The organism is Sphingopyxis lindanitolerans, from assembly GCF_002993885.1.
In the GTDB taxonomy this organism is placed as follows: domain Bacteria; phylum Pseudomonadota; class Alphaproteobacteria; order Sphingomonadales; family Sphingomonadaceae; genus Sphingopyxis; species Sphingopyxis lindanitolerans.
Genome location: NZ_CM009578.1, coordinates 2055130 through 2075699, shown reverse-complemented (window position 1 = coordinate 2075699; position 20570 = coordinate 2055130). Strand labels below are relative to the sequence as shown.

Below are 20570 nucleotides of genomic sequence, written 5' to 3'. Positions count from 1 at the left end.
GACGGCCGATCGCGATTCGGTTGCCATCGGCGCGTTACGCCCGCGCCCCGGCCTCTTCGACCCCGGCGCTGTTGTGGCGCAGCGCCTTCAGGACGGTATCGACGATCTGCGGCGCGTTGAGCCCGGCTTCGTCATATTGCGCCTCGGGCTTGTCCTGGTCCTGGAACATATCGGGAAGCCGCATCGTGCGCAGTTTCAGCCCGGTGTCGATCAGTCCTTCGTCGCTCGCCAGCGTCAGCACATGCGCGCCAAGCCCGCCGATGCTGCCTTCCTCGATCGTCACGCAGACCTCATGCGCGGCAAGCGTCTTGCGGATCAGTTCCTCGTCGAGCGGCTTGGCGAAGCGCAGATCGATGACGCTGGTCGACAGCCCGCGCGCTTCGAGCGTGTCGGCTGCCTTCAGCGCCTCGGCGAGCCGGGTGCCGAGCGACAGGATCGCGACCGTCTTGCCCGCCCGCACGACGCGGCCCTTGCCGATCGCCAGCTTCTGCGGCACCGCGGGCAGCGCCACGCCGGTGCCACCGCCGCGCGGATAGCGAAAGGCGATCGGGCCATCGTCATATTCGGCGGCGGTATAGGTCATGTGGACCAGCTCCGCCTCGTCGGCCGCCGCCATCACGACGAAATTGGGCAGCGTCGCCAGATAGGTGACGTCGAACGAACCCGCGTGGGTCGATCCGTCGGCGCCGACGAGCCCGGCGCGGTCGATCGCGAAGCGCACCGGCAGATTCTGGATCGCGACATCGTGGACGACCTGGTCATAGGCGCGTTGGAGGAAGGTCGAATAGATCGCCGCGAACGGCCGCATCCCCTGCGCCGCGAGCCCGGCCGCGAAGGTCACCGCATGCTGTTCGGCGATGCCGACGTCGAAGCTGCGGTCGGGGTGCGCGGCCGCGAATTTATCGACCCCGGTTCCCGACGGCATCGCCGCGGTGATCGCGACGATCCTTTTGTCGGTGTCGGCGAGCTTCGCCAGCGTCTCGCCGAACACATTCTGATAGGCGGGCGGCCCCGGCGGCGCTTTCGCCTGCACCCCGGTGATGACGTCGAATTTCTGGACGCCATGATATTTGTCGGCCGCCGCCTCGGCGGGGGCATAGCCCTTGCCCTTCATCGTCACCGCATGGATCAGTACCGGGCCGTGGTCGCTGTCGCGGACATTTTCGAGCACCGGGATCAGATGGTCGAGATTATGCCCGTCGATCGGCCCGACATAATAAAAGCCGAGTTCCTCGAACAAGGTGCCGCCCATCGCCATGCCGCGCGCGAATTCGTCGGTCTTTTTCGCCGCCTTGTGGAGCGGCTGCGGCAGCTTGCGCGCGAAACGCCGCGCGATCTCGCGCAGCTCGACGAACGGCCGCGACGAGACGAGCTTGGCGAGATAGGCCGACAGCCCGCCCACCGGCGGCGCGATCGACATGTCATTGTCGTTGAGGATGACGATCAGCCGGTTGCCCGCGGCGGCAGCGTTGTTCATCGCCTCATAGGCCATGCCCGCCGACATCGACCCGTCGCCGATCACCGCGATCGCGCGGCCGGGCTCGTCCTTGAGCTTGTTCGCGATCGCGAAACCGAGCGCGGCGCTGATCGAGGTCGACGAATGCGCGGCGCCGAACGGGTCATATTCGCTCTCGCTGCGCTTGGTGAAGCCCGACAAGCCGCCGCCGGTGCGCAGGGTGCGGATGCGGTCGCGGCGGCCGGTGATGATCTTGTGCGGATAGCATTGGTGCCCGACGTCCCAGACGATCTTGTCGCGCGGCGTGTCGAACACATAATGGAGCGCGGTCGTCAGCTCGACGACACCCAGCCCCGAACCCAGATGGCCGCCGGTCGTCCCGACCGCCGAAATCATCTCGGCGCGCAGCTCGTCGGCGAACTGGCGGAGGTCTTCGGGCTTCAGCTTGCGGAGGTCGGCGGGGACATCCACCGTGTCGAGCAGCGGTGTTGACGGACGATCGGTCATCGCGCCGTCATACTGGTAACCGCAGAAACTGTCGAACAAAAAGGGCCGGGGCGGCCAGCCTGCCCATCGGCCAGCCTTCACGGAAAGCGGGAGTCATTCTCCTCCCCTTCCTTCTCTTCCCCGGCCGCTTTTGCCGTGCCGATCTGCGCATAAAGCCCGCGGACCATCAGATCGGTGATCACCAGCATGGCCCCGACCATGCCGAGCAGCAGCACGACCGCGATCACCGGAAACGGTCCGATCGCCCCGCGCCGCACCAGCACCGCGATCAGCGCCGCGCTCGCGATCAGCGCATAGCCGATGAAGCGCCCAGCGCGGCTCATCGGGACCCGATGCCGGTTCGTGCGGACAGGGCGAAAGGAAAGGCAGGCGGATGCATGAAAGCCACGATGGAGCGAAAAGCCGTCCCCGGCAAGACGAAGCCTTTGCATTGCCCCGACAATCCCATACACCGCAGCGAGAGGGGCAAGAACATAGGATGGATATGCCCGATTTGACGTCGCTCTTCCGCTTCTTCCGCATGGCGCCGGTCCTGACCGCCCTCGCCATATTCGCGGCGCCGGCCGCCGCCGAAGACGCGGCGCGCCCCCCCGAACCGCCGATCACCATCGACCCGTCGCCGGTCGATGCGCGCGTCGATGCGCCGGTGCGTTTCGCGCAGGACACGGGCGACATCGACGAGAATATCCTGCTTCCCGCCGCGCGACCGGAGGACGATCATCAGGACCGCCGCTATGCGCGTGACTATTTCGCGCTGGCCGCGGGGGTGGTCACCGTGCCGAGCTACAATGGCTCGGACGAGCGCAGCCTGCTTCCCGCCGTCTATTTTCGCGGGCGCTACAAGGGCTATAGTTTTTCGACCCGGGGCACCAATTTCCAGGTCGATCTGGTGCGCCAGAAGCGCGGGCAACGGACCGACATCAAATTCGGCCCGATCATCAATCTTCGCGGCGACCGCACCGGGCGCATCAAGGACGCGCAGGTCGAAGCGCTCGGCGAGCGCAAGATGGCGGTCGAACTCGGCCTTTCGGCGGGTATCACCCAGTCGGGCGTCTTCACCAGCCGCTATGACCAGATCGGTTTCCGCGTCGTCGGGCTCAAGGACATCAGCGGCCGGCACGGCAGTTGGGTCGTCTCGCCGACGATCGATTATGGCACGCCGCTGTCGAAGCGCGCCTATCTCGGCGTTTCGGCGTCTTTCAACGTCTATGGCAAGGGCTTCGGCCGCTATTATTTCGACATCGATCCCGTCGGCAGCGCCGCGAGCGGGCTGCCCGTCTATACCGGGGCGGGCCGCAAGGCGACGCTCGGCAAATATACGATCGGCATGGCCGGCGCCTATGCGCTGTCGGGCGATCTTCGCAAGGGCTTCGTGCTGCTCGGCGGCGCGCAATATGGCCGGATGACGAGCCGCTTTGCGACCTCGCCGATCGTCGATGTCGCCGGCGCCCGCGACCAGTGGCTCGCGGGCGCCGGGCTCGCCTATCAGTTCTGACCGGCGCGCGACATCAACCGGGCACCAGCAGTCCCCGGCTGTCGCGCACCTCGGCATCGAGCCAGTCGATGAAGGCGCGGATGCGCGGTTGCGGCGCGACGTCGCGGTGGAGCGCGAGCCAGAAGGCGCGCGCGATCAGCTGATCGGGCCGGACGCGCACCAGCGCGGGGTCGTCCGCCGCCAGAAAGCAGGGGAGGACGCCGACCCCGGCGCCGCCCGCGATCATCCGCCGCTGCGCGAGGATCGACGAGGACCGGACGCCCGCGCGCAGCCCCGGCTCGATCTCGCCCAGATAATCGAGTTCGGGCGCATAGAGGATGTCGGGCATATAGCCGATCACCGGGATATTGGCGCGCGATAGCGGCCCCGCGGCCGCGGTCGCCTGCCAGTCGGGCCGGGCGGCGGGCGCGTAGAGGCCAAGGCTGTAATCCGACAGCTTGCGCGTGATCAGCGGGCCTTTTCGGGGCCGCGCCAGCAGCACCGCCATGTCGGCCTCGCGCCGCGACGGGTCGAGGAAGCCCGACGAGGCGACAAGGTCGATCTCAAGCTCGGGATGCGCCGCGACGAAGCCTGCCAGCCGCGGCGCGATGAAGCTGTTGCCGAACCCTTCGGAGACGCTGACCCGGAGCTGCCCCGACAATCCCGATTCGCCTTCGCGCGAATGGATGCGCGCCGCCGCCGCCGCCATCGCCTCGGCGTGCGGGACGAGCGCGCGGCCCGCCGCGGTCAGGACGAAGCCGGTGGGTGCGCGCTCGAACAAAGTTTGGCCGAGCGCGGTTTCGAGCGCGCTGACGCGGCGGCTGACCGTCGTCGCATCGACGTGCAGCGCGCTGCCGGCGCGTGCGAGGGTGCCGTGGCGCGCGACGAACAGGAAATATTGCAGCTTGTCCCAGTCCATATCCTGCAAATATGCAGGTTTATGCTGCAAGTCTATCCCTTGCAAAAGCGCGCGCATTGGTCTCATTCGGCGCCAACGCTTCATGGGAGACTCGGGACATGCGACAGATTGATCATCATATCGTCGGCGGCGCCGGCGGCAGCGCGCGCCAGAGCGATATTTTCGACCCCAATAATGGCGGCGTCCAGGCGCGCGTCGCGCTCGGCGACGCCGCGCTGCTCGATCGCGCGGTCGCGGCGGCCAAAGAGGCGCAGCCCGCATGGGCGGCGGTCAACCCGCAGCGCCGTGCGCGCGTGATGTTCGACTATAAGCGGATCGTCGAGGCGCATCTGGGCGAACTCGCCGAACTGCTGGCGAGCGAGCATGGCAAGGTCGTCGCCGACGCGCGCGGCGACGTTCAGCGTGGGCTCGACGTCATCGAATTCTGCTGCGGCATCCCGCATGTGCTGAAGGGCGAATATACGCAAGGGGCGGGTCCGGGCATCGACGTCTATTCGATGCGCCAGCCGATCGGCATCGGTGTCGGCATCACCCCGTTCAACTTCCCGGCGATGATCCCGATGTGGATGTTCGGCCCGGCGATCGCGACCGGTAATGCCTTCATCCTGAAACCCAGCGAGCGCGACCCGAGCGTGCCGGTACGGCTGGGCGAACTGATGCTCGAAGCCGGGCTGCCCGAGGGGATTTTACAGGTCGTCCACGGCGACAAGGAAATGGTCGACGCGATCCTCGACCATCCCGACATCGGCGCGGTCAGCTTCGTCGGCTCGTCCGACATCGCGCATTATGTCTATAACCGCGGCGTCGCCAACGGAAAGCGCGTCCAGGCGATGGGCGGCGCCAAGAACCACGGCATCGTCATGCCCGACGCCGATCTCGACCAGGTCGTCAACGACCTCACCGGGGCAGCCTTCGGTTCGGCGGGCGAGCGCTGCATGGCGCTGCCGGTCGTCGTGCCGGTCGGCGAGGATACGGCGAATCGCCTGCGCGCCAAGCTGATCCCCGCGATCGAGGCGCTGCGAATCGGCGTATCGACCGATGCCGAGGCGCATTACGGCCCCGTCGTGTCGCAGGCGCACAAGGAAAAGGTCGAGGGTTGGATCCAGAAATGCGCCGACGAAGGCGCCGAACTGGTGGTCGATGGCCGCGGCTTCACCTTGCAGGGGCATGAAAAGGGCTTTTTCGTCGGCCCGACCCTGTTCGACCATGTCACCCCCGACATGGAAAGCTATAAGGAAGAAATCTTCGGTCCGGTGCTGCAGATCGTCCGCGCCGCCGATTTCGAAGCCGCGCTCGAGCTGCCGTCGAAGCATCAATATGGCAATGGAGTTGCGATCTTCACCCGCAATGGCCACGCCGCGCGCGAATTCGCCGCGCGCGTCAATGTCGGCATGGTCGGCATCAACGTCCCGATCCCGGTGCCGGTCGCTTATCACACGTTCGGCGGCTGGAAGCGCTCGGCGTTCGGCGATACCAACCAGCACGGCATGGAAGGCGTCAAATTCTGGACCAAGGTCAAGACCGTCACCGCGCGCTGGCCCGACGGCGGTGGCGACGGATCGAATGCCTTCGTCATCCCGACGATGGGGTGATCGGGCGCGACGAATGAAACCGGGGGCGAGCATCGGGCATTCTCTTGGCGAAGGAGAAAGACGATGAGACTTCAGACCGACGCCGCGTCGCCAAAGCCTCTCCCCTTCAGGGGAGGGGGTAGGGGCCATCGGCCTTGCGCCAGGTTTCCAACCCCCACCCCAACCCCTCCCCGGAAGGGGAAAGGCTTGATTGTCGCCACCGCATTTCTTCTCGCCGCGTGCAGCGGCGGCGACGACAAGCAGGCCGCGCCCGAACCCGACGCGCCGTCGACTGCCGAGCCCGTGAGGCCTGCGGAGGAGGCGGGCGCCGTCGACCTCGCCTATACGCCCGACCCGGCCGTCGAGCCGCCCGCGGCACCCGATCCGGGCATCGGCACCGGCGACAAGGCGATTCCGGCGGCGATTCAGGGTCACTGGGCGCTGAACCCCGCCGATTGCCGGGCGACGCCGGGCGCCGACCTCACCGCGTTCAGGATCGATGCCAAGACGCTGCGCTTCTTTGAATCGGCGGGCGATCTCGCGCGGGTGCGCGAACGCAGTCCGGATCGCCTCGTCGCCGATTACAAGTTCAGCGGCGAAGGCGAGGAGTGGGACCGGCTGATGCAGCTGACCGTCGAGGACGGCGGCAAGACGCTCGTCCGCCGCGATTATGGCGAGGGTGCCGCGCCCGAGCCGATGCGCTATAGCCGCTGTGCCTGATGGCAAGGAAAGGGACACTCATGATGGATTTTCGCCTGCTCGCAATCGCCGCCACCTTGCCGCTCGCCGCCTGCGCGGCCAGCGAAGCCCCCGCCGAATCGACCCCCCCGCCGCCCGCCGAGATGGCGTGCAACGCCGATGCCGGGGCGAGCTTCGTCGGCCAGACCGCGACTCCGGATTTGGGCGGCGCGATCGTCAAGGCGACCGGCGCGCGCACGCTGCGCTGGGGCCCGCCGCGTTCGGCGATGACGATGGATTATCGGCAGGACCGGGTGAACGTCATGTATGACGACGCCTACAAGATCACGCAGGTCACCTGTGGCTGACGGCCATTTGGATTCAGGGGCGCGCCGTCATCACAGCTCGGCGTCGCCGTTCGAGCCGGTCTATGGCTATAGCCGCGCGGTTCGGGTGGGGAACCGGATCGACGTCGCCGGCTGCGCGCCGATCGAGCCCGACGGTGCGTCGACCCCCGGCGATGCCGGGGTGCAGGCGGCGCGCTGTCTGGCGATCATCGGCGAGGCGCTCGAAGCCCTCGGCGGCAGCGTCGCCGACGTCGTGCGCACCCGCATGTATATCACCGACGCGGCCGACGCCGATCTGGTCGGCCAGGCGCACGGTGCGGTGTTCGGGGATATCCGCCCCGCCGCGACGATGCTCGTCGTCTCCGCGCTGATCCGCCCCGAATGGAAGGTCGAGATCGAAGCCGAAGCCCTTATCGAGAAAGACGTATGACCGACCAGTTCCAACTCACCGACGACCAGCTTGCGATCCAGGACATGGCGCGCAAATTCACCGCCGACGCGATCACCCCGCACGCGGCCGAATGGGACGAGAAACAGATTTTCCCGCGCGAGACGATCAAGGCGGCGGCCGAACTCGGCTTCGCATCCATCTATGTCAGCGAGGAATCGGGCGGCATCGGCCTCGGCCGGCTCGAAGCCGCGCTGATCATGGAGGCGATGGCCTATGGCTGTCCCGCGACCAGCGCCTTCATCTCGATCCACAATATGTCGAGCTGGATGATCGATACCTTCGGCAGCGCCGAGGTGAAGGCGAAATTCCTGCCCGGCCTCGTCACCATGGACCAGATCGCGAGCTATTGCCTGACCGAACCCGGATCGGGGTCCGACGCCGCGGCGCTCAAGACCAGCGCGAAGCTGGAAGGCGACCATTATGTCGTCAACGGCACCAAGCAGTTCATTTCGGGCGCCGGGGTCAACGACATCTATGTGACGATGGTGCGTACCGGCCAGCCGGGTCCGAAGGGGATCAGTTGCCTCGTCATCGACAAGGACATGCCCGGCGTCAGCTTTGGCGCCAAGGAGCGCAAGCTGGGCTGGAACGCGTCGCCGACCGCGCAGGTGATCTTCGACAATGTCAAAGTGCCGGTCGAAAACCGCGTCGGGGCCGAGGGCGACGGCTTCCGCTTCGCGATGGCGGGGCTCGACGGCGGCCGCCTCAATATCGGCGCCTGCTCGCTGGGCGGCGCGCAACGCTGCCTCGACGAGGCGGTCGCCTACACCAGGGACCGCCAGCAGTTCGGGCAGCCGATCGCTGATTTCCAGAACACCCAGTTCATGCTCGCCGACATGGCGACCGACCTCGAGGCGGCGCGCGCGCTGCTTTACATGGCGGCGGCAAAGGTCACCGCGAACGCGCCCGACAAGTCGCGCTTTTCGGCGATGGCGAAGCGGCTCGCGACCGACAATGGCAGCAAGATCGTCAACGACGCGCTGCAATTGTTCGGTGGTTACGGCTATTTGAAGGATTATCCGATCGAGCGTTTCTGGCGCGACCTGCGCGTCCATTCGATCCTTGAGGGCACCAACCAGGTGATGCGGATGATCGTGGGAAGGGATTTGCTGCGCCAATGACGGACGATGTCATCATTGCGAAAGAAGGCCGCATCGGCCGCATTTCGTTGAACCGCCCCAAGGCGATCCACGCGCTGAACCTCGCCATGTGCGAAGCGATGATCGCCGCGCTCGTCCAATGGCAGGACGACGACGCGGTCGAGGCCGTCATCATCGACCATAGCGAGGGCCGCGGCTTCTGCGCCGGCGGCGACATCCGCATGCTCGCGGAAAGCGGCGCGAAGGACGGCAAGGAGGCGCGCGCCTTCTTCCACACCGAATATCGCCTCAACCATCTGCTCTTCACTTATGCGAAGCCCGTTGCCGCCTTCATGGACGGCATCACCATGGGCGGCGGGGTCGGGATTTCGCAGCCGGCGAAATATCGCGTCGCGACCGACCATACGCGCTTCGCGATGCCCGAAACCGGGATTGGCCTGTTCCCCGACGTCGGCGGCGGCTGGTATCTGCCGCGCCTCGAGGGCCGCGTCGGCGCCTTCCTTGCGCTCACCGGGGCGCGGCTCGACGGGGCGGAGTGTTTGGCGCTCGGGCTCGCGACGCATTACCTTCCGTCCGAACGCCTCGCCGAAGCGAAGGCGCGCATCGCCGCGCACCCCGACCGCATCGGCGGCATATTGGGCGAATTGTCGGTGACCGCACCGCCGGCCGCGATCACGAGCCGCATCGACAAGATCAACCGACTGTTCGCGAGCGACACCTATGAGGACATCCTCGCCGCGCTCGAGGCCGATGGCGGCGAATGGGCGGGGAAGGAGCTTGATGCGCTGCGCACCAAAAGCCCGCAAACCTGCAAGGTCGCACTCCGCCAACTCAAGGAAGGCGGCGCGATGACCGACTTTGCGGAGCAGATGCGCCAGGAATATGCGATCGGTGCCCGCGTCGTCCAGATGCACGACTTCCTCGAAGGCGTCCGCGCGCTGATCATCGACAAGGACAACAGCCCGCAATGGGATCCGCCGACGCCCGAAGCCGTCACCGACGCCTGGATCGACGCGATCTTCGTGCCGCTGCCTGATGATGAGCAATGGACCCCTCTAACCTAAACCGTCACCCCGGCGAAGGCCGGGGTCTCACCGTCGAGATTCCGGCCTTCGCCGGAATGACGAAGGAGACTAGCGAATGACCTACGAAACCCTCCTCGTCGAAACGCGCGGCGCCGTCACGTTGGTGACATTGAACCGCCCGCAGGCGCTCAACGCGCTGAACTCGGGCGTGCTGGACGATTTGATCGCGGCCTTCGCCGCCTTCGAGGCCGACCCCGGCCAGCGCTGCGCCGTCCTCACCGGATCGGGCGACAAGGCGTTCGCCGCGGGCGCCGACATCAAGGAAATGGCCGACAAACCCGCCGCCGATTTCTACCTTGAGGATTTCTTCTCGAAATGGACGAGCGACTTCGTGAAGAAGGTCCGCAAGCCGTGGATCGCCGCGGTCAACGGTTTCGCGCTCGGCGGCGGCTGCGAACTCGCGATGATGGCCGATTTCATCATCGCGTCGGAGAAGGCGAAATTCGGCCAGCCCGAAATCAAGCTTGGCGTCGCGCCGGGCATGGGCGGCTCGCAGCGGCTGACCCGCGCGGTCGGCAAGGCGAAGGCGATGGAAATGTGCCTGACCGGCCGGATGATGGACGGCGCCGAAGCCGAACGCTCGGGTCTCGTCGCGCGGGTCGTGGCGCACGAGACGCTGGTTGACGAAGCGGTGAAGACCGCGACCCTCATCGCATCGATGCCCCCCATGGCTGCGATGGTGAACAAGGATATGATCAACGCCGCGTTCGAAACATCGCTCGACCAGGGACTGATCTACGAACGCCGCCTGTTCCAGATTCTCGCCGCGACCGAGGACAAGGCCGAAGGCATGGCCGCCTTCATCGAAAAACGTGAAGGTGTGTGGAAAGGGCGGTGATAACCGGGCTGCTCGCCTTGGCGATGGGCGTCCTGCTCTTTTGGGTCGGATGGAATCATTGGCGATACCGGCGACAGGAAACGATCAATATTCTGGAAGGGGTGGTCCTGAACTTTACAGGTGAAGAACCATTGCCTCCGACAAAGCTCGATTGGTTCCTCAAATATCTTCAAGCCCTTCTTGGCTTCGTCTTCGGCTCTTTTTTCACGCTTCTGGGCGCCGTTATAATTCTCAACGAATTGGAAATGCTATGATAATCGCTTTCATCGGACTCGGCAACATGGGCGGCGGGATGGCCGCGAACCTTGCGAAGGCGGGGCACGAGGTGCGTGCCTTCGATCTTAGCGAAGAGGCGCTGGCGCGCGCGGTCGAGGCGGGCTGCGCGCGCGCCACGTCGGCGGCCGAAGCCGTGGCGGGCGCCGAAGCCGTCGTGACGATGCTCCCCGCAGGCAAGCATGTCGCGGGCGTTTATGAAAGCGATGTCTTCCCCAACGCCGCGCCGGGCACTTTGCTTCTCGACTGTTCGACGATCGACGTCGCCACCGCGCGCGCGAACATCGAGGCGGCGACCGCCAAGGGTCTCGTCGCGGTCGATGCGCCGGTCTCGGGCGGCATCGCCGCCGCCAATGCGGGCACGCTGACCTTCATGGTCGGCGGCACCGATGATGGTTTCGCACGCGGGCAGCCGATTCTGGCCGTCATGGGCAAGGCGGTGATCCACGCGGGCGGCGCGGGCGCCGGGCAGGCGGCGAAGATCTGCAACAACATGCTGCTCGGCGCGTCGATGATCGCGACGTGCGAAAGCCTCGCGCTCGCGCAGAAGCTCGGGCTCGACCCGCAGACCTTCTTCGACATCGCCAGCGTGTCGTCGGGCCAATGCTGGTCGCTGACCAGCTACGCGCCGCTGCCCGGTGTCGGGCCGACGACCCCCGCCGACAATGATTATAAGGGCGGGTTCGCCGCGGCGCTGATGCTCAAGGATCTGCGCCTCGCGATGGAGGCGGCGGCGAGCGTCGCTGCCGATGTCCCGATGGGGACGAAAGCGCGCGAATTGTACGAGGCGTTCGTCGAGGCCGACAAGGACGGGCACGACTTTTCGGCGATCATCAAGACATTGCAGGGCTGACGCATCCCATCATTCCGTTCGTGTCGAGCGAAGTCGAGACACCCATCGGTATAGCGCAAGGCCGAGGGGCATCTCGACTTCGCTCGATGCGAACGGGAATTGACGGTCAGTAAAAGTCCGCGGTCTCGCCGCCATCGCGGCGCTTAGCCTGATGCACCTGCGTCGGCGCCGTGCGCTCGCCGGTCGTGATCTCCAGCCGGTCGCCCACGCGACGCACCTCGGCGGGCGCGAGGATACGCGCCCGCGCGACAGCGACGGCGGTCGCCTGCGGCGGCATCGTGGTGGGCGGCGACACAGCGCTTCCGGCAAGCAGCAGGGCGATGATCGGGTGCATGGCGAGCATGATCGCCGTAACGGCGGCCATGGCCACCGCTTTAACCCTGAATCGCAAGATTTCCCTCACGGGTGCGGCGCGCGAAGGGCAAGAGAAAGGCCGTCTGCCCCGGGGTGGGACAGACGGCCTCCTGTCTCATAAGCTGCCGTGCCCCTGCGAAGGCAGGGGCCCATCTCCTGCTGCTGCCATTTTGAACCGGCAGGAGATGGATCCCCGCCTTCGCGGGGACATGCGTGTGGCAGGTTAGCGGATCAGAACCCTGCCTTCGCCGCGGCCTTTTCCTTGAGCAGCGGCGCCACCTCGAAGCCATGGCTTTCCAGCGCAGCGGCGATCTTGTCGGTGCCTTCGATGCCGGCCCAGAACATCGGACCGCCGCGATAGATCGGCCAGCCATAGCCATAGATCCACACGACATCGATGTCGCTCGCGCGCTGCGCCTTGCCTTCGGCGAGGATCAGCGCGCCTTCGTTGACCATCGGATAAAGGGTGCGCTCGATGATCTCCTGATCGGTGATCTCGCGCTTTTCGATCCCGGCCTTCTTGCGGAATTCGGCGATGATCTCCTCGACCCGCGCGCTCGGCGTGGGGGTGCGCTTCTCGTCATAGTCATAGAAGCCCGCCTGCTTCTTTTGCCCCCAGCGGCCCTCGGCGCACAGCGCGTCGCGGATGCTTTCGATGCGATTGGGGTCGCGGTGCCAGCCGATATCGACGCCCGCAAGGTCGCTCATCTGGAACGGCCCCATCGGCATGCCGAAATCGGTGTGGACCTTATCGACCTGCTGCGGGGTCGCGCCTTCGAGCAGCAGCTTCTGCGCCTCGATCTGGCGCGGCGCGAGCATGCGGTTGCCGATGAAGCCATGGCAAACGCCCGCGACGACCGCGACCTTGCCGATCTTCTTGCCGATCGCCATCGCGGTCGCCAGTACATCGTCGGCGGTCTTGTCGCCGCGCACGACTTCGAGCAGCTTCATCACATTGGCGGGCGAGAAGAAGTGCATGCCGAGCACGTCGCCCGGACGGCTGGTCGACGCCGCAATCTCGTTGACGTCGAGATAGGAGGTGTTCGACGCGAGGATCGCGCCGGGCTTGGCGATCTGGTCGAGCTTGCCGAAAATCTGCTTCTTGACCGCCATATCTTCATAGACCGCCTCGATGATCAGGTCGCAGTCGGCGAGCGCGTCGAGGCTTAGCGATGGGGTGATCAGGCCCATCATCGCGTCGACCTGCTCGGGCTTGAAGCGGCCTTTCGCGGCCGAGGCGTCATAATTCTTGCGCACCACGCCGAGCCCGCGGTCGAGCGCATCCTGCTGCGTCTCGACGATCGTGCAGCGAAAGCCCTTCTGGAGGAAGTTCATCATGATGCCGCCGCCCATCGTGCCGGCGCCGATGATGCCGACATGCTTGACGTCGCGCAGCTTGATATCCTTAGGCAGGCCGTCGATCTTCGCCGCCTGACGTTCGGCGAAGAAGATGTGGCGCTGCGCCGCCGACTGGCTGCCCATCATCAGCTTCATGAATTCCTGGCGCTCGAAGGCAAGGCCTTCCTCGAACGGCAGCCGCGTCGCCGCCTCGACGCAGGCGAGATTGGCATAGGGCGCCTCGAAACCGCGCCAGCGCTTGGCGTTGGCGGTCTTGAGCTGTTCGATCACCGCGACATCGCCGAACACCGCGCGTTCGCGCGTCGGGCGCGGGCCGTCGGCGATCTTGGCGCGCGCAAAGGCGATCGCATCGGCGGCGAGGCTGTCCTCGCCCGCCAGGGCATCGACGAGGCCGAGTTCCTTTGCCTTGGCGGCGGGAAGCGGCTCGCCGAGCGAGGTCATCGTCGCTGCCGCTTCGACCCCGACGACGCGCGGCAGGCGCTGGGTGCCGCCCGCGCCGGGCAGCAGGCCGAGCTTCACTTCGGGCACCCCGAGCTTGGCCGAGGGCACCGCGACGCGATAGTGACAGACGAGCGCGGTCTCGAGCCCGCCGCCGAGCGCGGTGCCGTGGATCGCGGCGACCACCGGCTTAGACGCCGCCTCGATCGTGTTGAGCACCGCGTTGAAATCGGGACCGCGCGGGGCCTTGCCGAATTCGCTGATGTCGGCGCCGGCGATGAAGGTGGTGCCGTCGCAGCGCAGTACGATCGCCTTGACGCCGTCATCGGCGAGCGCGGCGGCGAAATGGTCGGCGAGGCCCTGGCGGACGTGCCAGCTCAGCGCGTTGACCGGGGGATTGTTGACGATGATGACGGCGACATCGCCGTCCTTCTGCATCGTCACGCTGACGGGGGTATCTTCGGACATGGGAGAACTCCTTGGTCTAATGGGTCAATCGTCGATCGCGGCGTGGACAAGCGTCTTGACCTCGCGCCGCACGGGATAGGTGGAGGAGGGCATGAGCTGGGTCATGAACACCATGCAAATCTCTTCGACCGGATCGACGAAGAAGCCGGTCGAGAACATGCCGCCCCAATAAAAATCGCCCGCCGAGCCCGGAATGCCCGCCGCCGCCGGGTCGAGCGTCACCGCGAAGCCGAGGCCGAAGCCGACTCCGGCATTTTCGTCTTCCGAAAAGATGCCGACGCTGTGCTGGGTCAGGTCGCCGCCGCCGACGAGATGGTTCGACGTCATCAGATCGAGCGTCTTGCGGCTGATGATCCGCGTGTCACCATATTTGCCGCCGCCGAGCAGCATCAGGCAGAAACGGTGATAGTCGCTCAGCGTCGAGGCGAGCCCGCCGCCGCCCGAATGGAAGCTCCTGTCCTTCGCCCAGCGGCTGCGGTCGCCGCCGTCGAACGGCTGCATCTTGTCCTTCGGGTGAAAGGCATAGGCATCGGTCAGCCGGTGCTGCTGGTCGGCGGGCACCTTGAAGCCGGTATCGACCATGCCGAGCGGGCCGAAGACGCGTTCGTGCAAGACGTGGGCAAAGGGCTTGCTCTCGATCCGTTCGATCACCGCGCCGAGCACGTCGGTCGCCATCGAATAATTCCAGTGCGCGCCGGGATCGAACTGGAGCGGAATCTTCGCCAGCCCTTCGATGAAGCTATCCATCGTGAAAGCGGCGTCGAAATCGTCGATCTTGGTCTTGCGATAGGCGGCGTCGACCGGCGTGCGTTCCTGAAAGCCATAGGAGAGCCCCGACGTATGGCGAAGCAGGTCGACCATCAGGATCGGCCGCACCGGCGGCCGCGTCAGGAAGGGCATATGGCCGCCGCCCGCGACGAAGACGCCGGTGTCCTCGAATTCGGGGCAATATTTCACCAGCGGATCGGATAGCGCGACCTTACCCTCCTCGACCAGCATCATGAAGGCGATGCTGGTGATCGGCTTGGTCATGCTGGCGATGCGGAAAATCGCATCCTCTTTCAGCGCCGCGCCCGGCCGCGCCTCGCCGATGCACGACAGATGCGCGATCTCGCCGCGCCGCGACACGAGCGTCGCGGCGTGCGGCAGACGGCCGCTATCGACATATTTGGCGCCGAGAAAAGCGGGAATGCGGTCCAGCCGCGCCGTATCGAAACCGTGACCCATATCGTCTCCGTTCTAGTGCGACGTCTGGCCGAGCAACTGGCGCGTCACGGGGTGCGAGCTGGTAAGCCCGCCATCGACCGCGATCGCCTGTCCGTTGACATAGCTTGCCTGATCGCTCGCGAGGAAGAGCGCGACGTTCGCCAGTTCCTCGGGCTGCGCGGCGCGGCGCAAGGGGTTGAGCTGGCCGAGCTTGTGGGTGACCTCCTTGGCCTTGGCATAGTCGAAGGTCGGCTTGGTCATCCCGGTTTCGGTGAGGCCGGGGCAGACCGCGTTGACGCGCACGCCGCTGGTCGAAAGCTGCTGCGCCGCGACCTTGGCGAGGTTGATCACCCCCGCCTTCGAAGCCGAATAGGCGCCCGGCCCGGCGCCCGAATTGATCCCCGCGACGCTCGCGGTCAGCACGATGGCGCCGCCGCGGCCCTGATCGACCATCGCTTTGCCCGCATGTTTCACCATCAGCGCCGGGCCGATCAGATTGACGCGCAGCGTCTCGGCCCAGGCAGCGGGATCGAAATCGAAGATGCCGCCCATGTCGCCGATGATGCCGGCGTTGGCGAAGGCGACGTCGAGCCCGCCATAGCTTTCCTTCGCGGTCGCGACGAGCTTCGCGACATCGGCCTCGACCCCCGCGTCGATCTCGAGCGCGACGGCCTCGCCGCCCGCATCCTTCACCAGCTTTGCGGTTTCATGCACCGCGGCTGTCTTGTCGCCGATGACCAGCCTTGCCCCTTCGGCGGCGAAGCGCAGCGCGCTGGCGCGGCCGATTCCCGAACCGGCGCCGGTGATGATCGCGATCTTGCCGTCCAATGCGCCCATCATGCGCCTCCCGAAATCGTGGCGCCGCCATCGCAGACGATGGTCTGGCCGGTGGTGAAAGCCCCCGCCTTGCTGGCGAGGAAGACCGCGGCGCCCGCGATCTCGTGCGGCTCGCCGATGCGCTTCAGCGTCGAGGCGGCGGTCGAGCGTTTCAGATTTTCGGGATTTTCCCACAAAGCGCGCGCCATGTCGGTGCGGATCAGGCCGGGTGCGACGCAATTGACGCGCACGCCGCTGGTCCCGAGCTCGACCGCATAGTTGCGCGCCATCTGCATGTCGGCGGCCTTTGAGATGCAATAGGCGCCGATGATCGGCGATCCCTTGAGCCCGCCGATCGAGCTGATGATCGTGATCGATCCTTCGCCACGCTCGACCATTTCGGGCGCGACCATCGTGATCAGCCAGTGGTTGGACAGGATATTATTGTCCATGATCTTGCGAAACTGTTCGTCGGCGATGCCGAGACCGGGGCCGTAATAGGGGTTCGACGCGGCGTTGCAGACGAGTGCGGTGATCTTGCCGAAGGCGCGGCGCGTTGCGTTGACGAGGTTCTGGAGGTCGTCCTTCGACGAGATGTTCGCGGCGACCGCGATCGCGGTGCCCTCGCCGAACCGGGCGTTGATCTCGGCGGCGGTCGCGGCGCAGGCGTCGGCCTTGCGGCTGGAAATCACGACCTTGGCGCCCTGTTCGGCCATCGCCTCGGCGGTCGCCTTGCCGATTCCGCGCGACGATCCGGTGATCAGCGCGACCTGGCCGCTCATGTCGAACAGGCTCATGCTCCGGCTTTCCTGGCAAAGTCCCACGCCTTTTCGGCGAGCGGACGGACGCGTTCGGACATATCCCTGGCGTGCTGCGACGAAGCGGTGCCCTCGATCACGCGCTTCTTGATGCCCTGGATGATGCCGGCGAGGCGGAAGAAATTATAGGCGAAATACCAGTTCATGTCGGGCACGCCGTCGCGGCCCGTCGCCTGGCAATAACGCTCGATCATCTCGTCGAGTTCGGGAATGCCGAGCCCCGCGCGGTCGATATCGGCGACCCCCGAGCGCCCGCCATTATCGGTCACCCACGCCATCGCGACATAGGTGAAGTCGGCCAGCGGATCGCCAAGCGTCGACAGCTCCCAGTCGAGCACCGCGAGCACTTCGGGCCGGTCCCTGGCATAGATCATATTGTCGATGCGATAGTCGCCATGGACGATGCTGGTGCGCGTCTGTTCGGGCAGGGTCGCGGGCAACCATGCGATCAGCCGCTCCATTTCGTCCATCGTCTCGGTTTCGGAGAGCCGATACTGCTTGGTCCAGCGATCGACCTGGCGGCCGAAATAATTGCCGGGCTTGCCGAAATCCGACAGCCCCGCCGCCTCGACGTCGACAGCGTGCAGCGCGGCGAGCGTGTCGATCATCGCATAGTAGGTCGCGCGGCGGTTTTCGGGGGTCGACCCCGGCATCGCGCCGTCCCAGATCGTCTGGCCGTCGACCATGCCCATCACATAGAACCAGCTGCCGACGACGGTCTCGTCGGTGCACAGCCCATATTGGCGCGCGACCGGGAAACCGGTCTTATGGAGCCCCGCCTGCACCTTATATTCGCGGTCGACCGCGTGCGCCGAGGGAAGCAGCGGGCCATAGGGCTTGCGGCGCAGGACATAATTGCCCGACGGCGCGGAGATTTTATAGGTCGGGTTCGACTGGCCGCCGGCGAACTTGCTCTGCGTCAGCGGGCCCTCGAAGCCTTCGACATGGGCCTCCATCCACGCCGTCAGCTTCGCCTCGTCGAGGATGTCGGCGCCCTCGGGCGCGACGGTGCCGCTGAAGGCCTTTTGCGCGTCGAGAGTCATTGGTCGAACACGATCACCGACCGCGCGGCATCGCCCTTCTTCATCTTGTCGAACCCTTCGTTGATCTGCGTGAGCGGGATCGTCTCGGCGACGATGCTGTCGAGGTCGAGCAGCCCGCGCAGGTAGAAATCGACGAGGCGCGGGATATCGACGGGGAAGCGATTGCCGCCCATGATCGCGCCCTGCAATTTCTTGCCCGAGAGCAGGTCCATCGCCGAAAGCCCGACTTTCTCCGAAAGCGGCATCATGCCGAGGATCGTCGCGGTGCCGCCGCGGCGCAGCGACGCGACCGCAAGGCTCGCCGAAGCGGGGCGCCCGACGGCTTCGATCGCATGATCGACCCCGCCCTTGCTGAGTTCGAGGATCTGCTTGGCGGCATCGCCGTCCATCGCATCGACGACGTCGGTTGCGCCGAGCTTCATCGCCAGCGCGCGCTTCTCGGGAACCGGGTCGGCGGCGATGATGCGCCCCGCGCCCGCGATCTTCGCGGCGTTGATCGTCGCGAGCCCGACGCCGCCGCAACCGACGACCGCGACCGTCTCGCCCGGCGTTACCTTGCATGCGTTGAAGATCGTGCCCGCGCCGGTGGTTACCGCGCAGCCGATCACCGCGGCGCGGTCGAGCGGCATCGCGGGGTCGATCGCGACGCACGCATGTTCGTGGACGAGCATCGCTTCCGAAAAGGCGGACAGGTTCAGCATCTGGTTTACCGGCGATCCGTCGGGCCGGGTGATGCGCGGCGCCGATCCCGCCGCGCGGCGCGTGTCGCCGCCCATGCACAGCGACATGCGCCCGCTGACGCAATATTCGCAATGGCCGCAAAAGGCCGACAGGCAGGTGACGACCGCGTCGCCGACCTTCACCGTGCGAACCTCGCTGCCGACCGCTTCGACGATCCCCGCCGCTTCATGGCCGGGAATCGCGGGCAGCGGATGCGGATAGGCGCCATCGATGAAATGCAGGTCCGAATGGCAGAGGCCGCAGGCGACGGTGCGGATGCGCACTTCGTGCGGGCCGGGCTTGTCGACGACGATGTCTTCGATCTGCAGCGGCTTGCCCGGTTCGATCAGGATCGCGGCTTTGGTCAATATCATCTCCATTTTGTTCCCCTCCCGCGAGCGGGAGGGGAGTTTTACTTAACGCGACACCCCGATGTCGCCCGACGAGAAGCCGGGCTCACTCGCTTCGCTGTGCTTGGCGAATTCGATGCGGGCGATCGCGCGTTCATGGACCTCGTCGGGGCCGTCGGCGAGTCGCAGGGTGCGCTGATGCGCATAGGCCTTGGCGAGGCCGAAATCCTCGGACACGCCGCCGCCGCCATGCGCCTGGATCGCGTCGTCGATGATCTGCAGCGCCATGTTCGGCGCCTGCACCTTGATCATCGCGATCTCGGCCGCGGCGGCCTTGTTGCCGACCTTGTCCATCATGTCGGCGGCCTTGAGGCACAAGAGGCGCGTCATTTCGATGTCGATGCGCGCGCGGGCGAGGCGATGTTCCCAGATGCTATATTCGGCGACCTTCTTGCCAAAGGCGACGCGCGACTGCAGCCGCTTCGCCATCTTGGCGATCGCCTCTTCGGCGACGCCGATCGTGCGCATGCAATGGTGGATGCGGCCGGGGCCAAGGCGCCCCTGCGCGATCTCGAAACCGCGTCCCTCGCCGAGCAGCATCGCGTCCTCGACGTTGACGCGCACGTCCTTGAGCTCGATTTCCATATGGCCGTGCGGCGCGTCGTCATAACCGAAGACGGGCAGGTGGCGCAGGATGTTCACCCCCGGTGCGTCGAGCGGCATCAGCACCATCGACTGCTGCGCGTGACGCTTGGCGGCGAAATCGGTCTTGCCCATCACGATCGCGACCTTGCAGCGCGGATCGCCCGCCCCCGACGACCACCATTTGCGGCCGTTGATCACATAATCGTCGCCGTCGCGTTCGATCCGCGTTTCGATGTTCGTCGCGTCGGATGAGGCGACCTGCGGTTCGGTCATCAGGAACGCCGACCGGATTTCGCCGTTCATCAGCGGCCCGAGATATTTTTCCTTCTGCGCGCGGGTGCCATAGCGATGGAACACTTCCATATTGCCGGTATCGGGCGCCGAGCAGTTGAACACCTCACTCGCGAAACCGACGCGGCCCATCTCCTCGGCGCACAGCGCATATTCGAGGTTGGTGAGGCCAGGGCCCTCGAACTCGAACGTCTCGTCGACATGGTGATGCGCGCCCGACTTCGGCGGCATGAACAGGTTCCAGATCCCCGCCGCCTTCGCCTCGGCCTTCAGATCCTCGACGACCTGGATCACCTTCCAGCGGTCGCCCGCCTCATCCTGTTCCTTGTAGACGGGAACTGCCGGGCGAACCTTGCGCTCGATGAACTCGCGCACCCGGCCCTGCCAATGCTGTTGCCGGTCGGTGAGATCGAAATCCATCTGTGTTCCTTTCCCTTTACGTTTACGTAAACCCTTGGACCGATTCGCCCGCCTTGCCAAGTCCCGCGGCGTAGAAAATTGCGCTCGCGC

At 65.9% G+C, this 20570-nt stretch carries 21 protein-coding genes; 10 read left to right on the top strand and 11 right to left on the bottom strand.

From position 1 onward, the window contains the following. Positions 1–34 precede the first annotated feature (34 nt). Both dxs and CVO77_RS09985 read right to left on the bottom strand, forming a co-directional pair. Complete coding sequence (gene dxs, locus CVO77_RS09990) at positions 35–1963, bottom strand: 1-deoxy-D-xylulose-5-phosphate synthase (protein ID WP_106000764.1); 1929 nt, start codon at positions 1961–1963, stop codon at positions 35–37. A 77-nt stretch (positions 1964–2040) separates the two neighbouring features. Beyond that, positions 2041–2286 carry a hypothetical protein gene (locus tag CVO77_RS09985; protein WP_105998916.1) on the bottom strand — a complete coding sequence of 82 codons (246 nt, stop codon included), beginning with the start codon at positions 2284–2286 and terminating at the stop codon, positions 2041–2043. Positions 2287–2447: 161 nt separating this feature from the next. On the opposite strand from CVO77_RS09985, the gene CVO77_RS09980 reads away from it, so the two are divergent. Continuing rightward, positions 2448–3458, top strand: a complete 1011-nt coding sequence (locus CVO77_RS09980) for a MipA/OmpV family protein (RefSeq protein ID WP_158258033.1) — start codon at positions 2448–2450, stop codon at positions 3456–3458. 13 nt (positions 3459–3471) lie between these two features. Here the strand turns inward: CVO77_RS09980 and CVO77_RS09975 are convergent, their stop codons facing one another. Next, positions 3472–4356: a LysR family transcriptional regulator gene (locus tag CVO77_RS09975; protein ID WP_105998914.1), complete on the bottom strand. Its 885-nt coding sequence runs from the start codon at positions 4354–4356 to the stop codon at positions 3472–3474. A gap of 98 nt (positions 4357–4454) precedes the next feature. On the opposite strand from CVO77_RS09975, the gene CVO77_RS09970 reads away from it, so the two are divergent. The 9 genes from CVO77_RS09970 to mmsB all read left to right on the top strand — a co-directional run bounded on the left by CVO77_RS09970 (position 4455) and on the right by mmsB (position 11552). Further along, on the top strand, positions 4455–5948 hold the full coding sequence (locus tag CVO77_RS09970; protein WP_105998913.1) for a CoA-acylating methylmalonate-semialdehyde dehydrogenase: 1494 nt from the start codon (positions 4455–4457) through the stop codon (positions 5946–5948). Positions 5949–6134: 186 nt separating this feature from the next. Beyond that, the gene (locus CVO77_RS09965) at positions 6135–6647 is read left to right on the top strand and encodes a hypothetical protein (protein WP_192878898.1); all 513 of its coding nucleotides are present in this window, start codon (positions 6135–6137) and stop codon (positions 6645–6647) included. A 20-nt stretch (positions 6648–6667) separates the two neighbouring features. Continuing rightward, positions 6668–6973: an I78 family peptidase inhibitor gene (locus CVO77_RS09960; RefSeq protein ID WP_105998912.1), complete on the top strand. Its 306-nt coding sequence runs from the start codon at positions 6668–6670 to the stop codon at positions 6971–6973. Next, positions 6966–7382, top strand: a complete 417-nt coding sequence (locus tag CVO77_RS09955) for a RidA family protein (protein ID WP_242446167.1) — start codon at positions 6966–6968, stop codon at positions 7380–7382. The genes CVO77_RS09960 and CVO77_RS09955 overlap by 8 nt, the downstream gene beginning before the upstream one ends. Beyond that, complete coding sequence (locus CVO77_RS09950) at positions 7379–8524, top strand: acyl-CoA dehydrogenase family protein (protein ID WP_105998910.1); 1146 nt, start codon at positions 7379–7381, stop codon at positions 8522–8524. Before CVO77_RS09955 ends, CVO77_RS09950 begins: the two co-directional genes overlap by 4 nt. Beyond that, positions 8521–9567 (top strand): enoyl-CoA hydratase/isomerase family protein, encoded by a 1047-nt coding sequence (locus tag CVO77_RS09945; protein ID WP_105998909.1) that lies wholly within the window; start codon positions 8521–8523, stop codon positions 9565–9567. The genes CVO77_RS09950 and CVO77_RS09945 overlap by 4 nt, the downstream gene beginning before the upstream one ends. 76 nt (positions 9568–9643) lie before the next feature. Then, positions 9644–10426: an enoyl-CoA hydratase-related protein gene (locus CVO77_RS09940; protein ID WP_105998908.1), complete on the top strand. Its 783-nt coding sequence runs from the start codon at positions 9644–9646 to the stop codon at positions 10424–10426. Then, complete coding sequence (locus tag CVO77_RS09935) at positions 10423–10680, top strand: hypothetical protein (protein WP_146130847.1); 258 nt, start codon at positions 10423–10425, stop codon at positions 10678–10680. Before CVO77_RS09940 ends, CVO77_RS09935 begins: the two co-directional genes overlap by 4 nt. Further along, positions 10677–11552, top strand: coding sequence for a 3-hydroxyisobutyrate dehydrogenase (gene mmsB / locus CVO77_RS09930; RefSeq protein ID WP_105998906.1), 876 nt, complete (start codon positions 10677–10679; stop codon positions 11550–11552). Before CVO77_RS09935 ends, mmsB begins: the two co-directional genes overlap by 4 nt. A 106-nt stretch (positions 11553–11658) precedes the next feature. Here mmsB and CVO77_RS09925 read toward each other — a convergent pair whose 3' ends face one another. The 8 genes from CVO77_RS09925 to CVO77_RS09890 all read right to left on the bottom strand — a co-directional run bounded on the left by CVO77_RS09925 (position 11659) and on the right by CVO77_RS09890 (position 20480). After that, positions 11659–11916, bottom strand: a complete 258-nt coding sequence (locus CVO77_RS09925; RefSeq protein ID WP_242446166.1) for a hypothetical protein — start codon at positions 11914–11916, stop codon at positions 11659–11661. A gap of 221 nt (positions 11917–12137) precedes the next feature. Further along, complete coding sequence (locus tag CVO77_RS09920) at positions 12138–14171, bottom strand: 3-hydroxyacyl-CoA dehydrogenase NAD-binding domain-containing protein (RefSeq protein WP_105998905.1); 2034 nt, start codon at positions 14169–14171, stop codon at positions 12138–12140. Between the two features lie 24 nt (positions 14172–14195). Continuing rightward, a complete protein-coding gene (locus CVO77_RS09915) occupies positions 14196–15398 on the bottom strand; it encodes a serine hydrolase domain-containing protein (RefSeq protein ID WP_105998904.1) in 1203 nt (400 codons plus the stop codon). Positions 15399–15410: 12 nt separating this feature from the next. Further along, entirely contained in the window at positions 15411–16214 is an 804-nt protein-coding gene (locus CVO77_RS09910) for an SDR family NAD(P)-dependent oxidoreductase (protein ID WP_105998903.1), read from the bottom strand. Then, positions 16214–16990: an SDR family NAD(P)-dependent oxidoreductase gene (locus CVO77_RS09905; protein ID WP_105998902.1), complete on the bottom strand. Its 777-nt coding sequence runs from the start codon at positions 16988–16990 to the stop codon at positions 16214–16216. The genes CVO77_RS09910 and CVO77_RS09905 overlap by 1 nt, the downstream gene beginning before the upstream one ends. Then, positions 16987–18054 carry a phosphotransferase family protein gene (locus tag CVO77_RS09900; RefSeq protein ID WP_105998901.1) on the bottom strand — a complete coding sequence of 356 codons (1068 nt, stop codon included), beginning with the start codon at positions 18052–18054 and terminating at the stop codon, positions 16987–16989. Before CVO77_RS09900 ends, CVO77_RS09905 begins: the two co-directional genes overlap by 4 nt. Further along, a complete protein-coding gene (locus tag CVO77_RS09895) occupies positions 18051–19142 on the bottom strand; it encodes a Zn-dependent alcohol dehydrogenase (protein ID WP_106000762.1) in 1092 nt (363 codons plus the stop codon). The genes CVO77_RS09900 and CVO77_RS09895 overlap by 4 nt, the downstream gene beginning before the upstream one ends. A 48-nt stretch (positions 19143–19190) precedes the next feature. Beyond that, a complete protein-coding gene (locus CVO77_RS09890) occupies positions 19191–20480 on the bottom strand; it encodes an acyl-CoA dehydrogenase family protein (RefSeq protein WP_105998900.1) in 1290 nt (429 codons plus the stop codon). Positions 20481–20570: the final 90 nt, after the last annotated feature.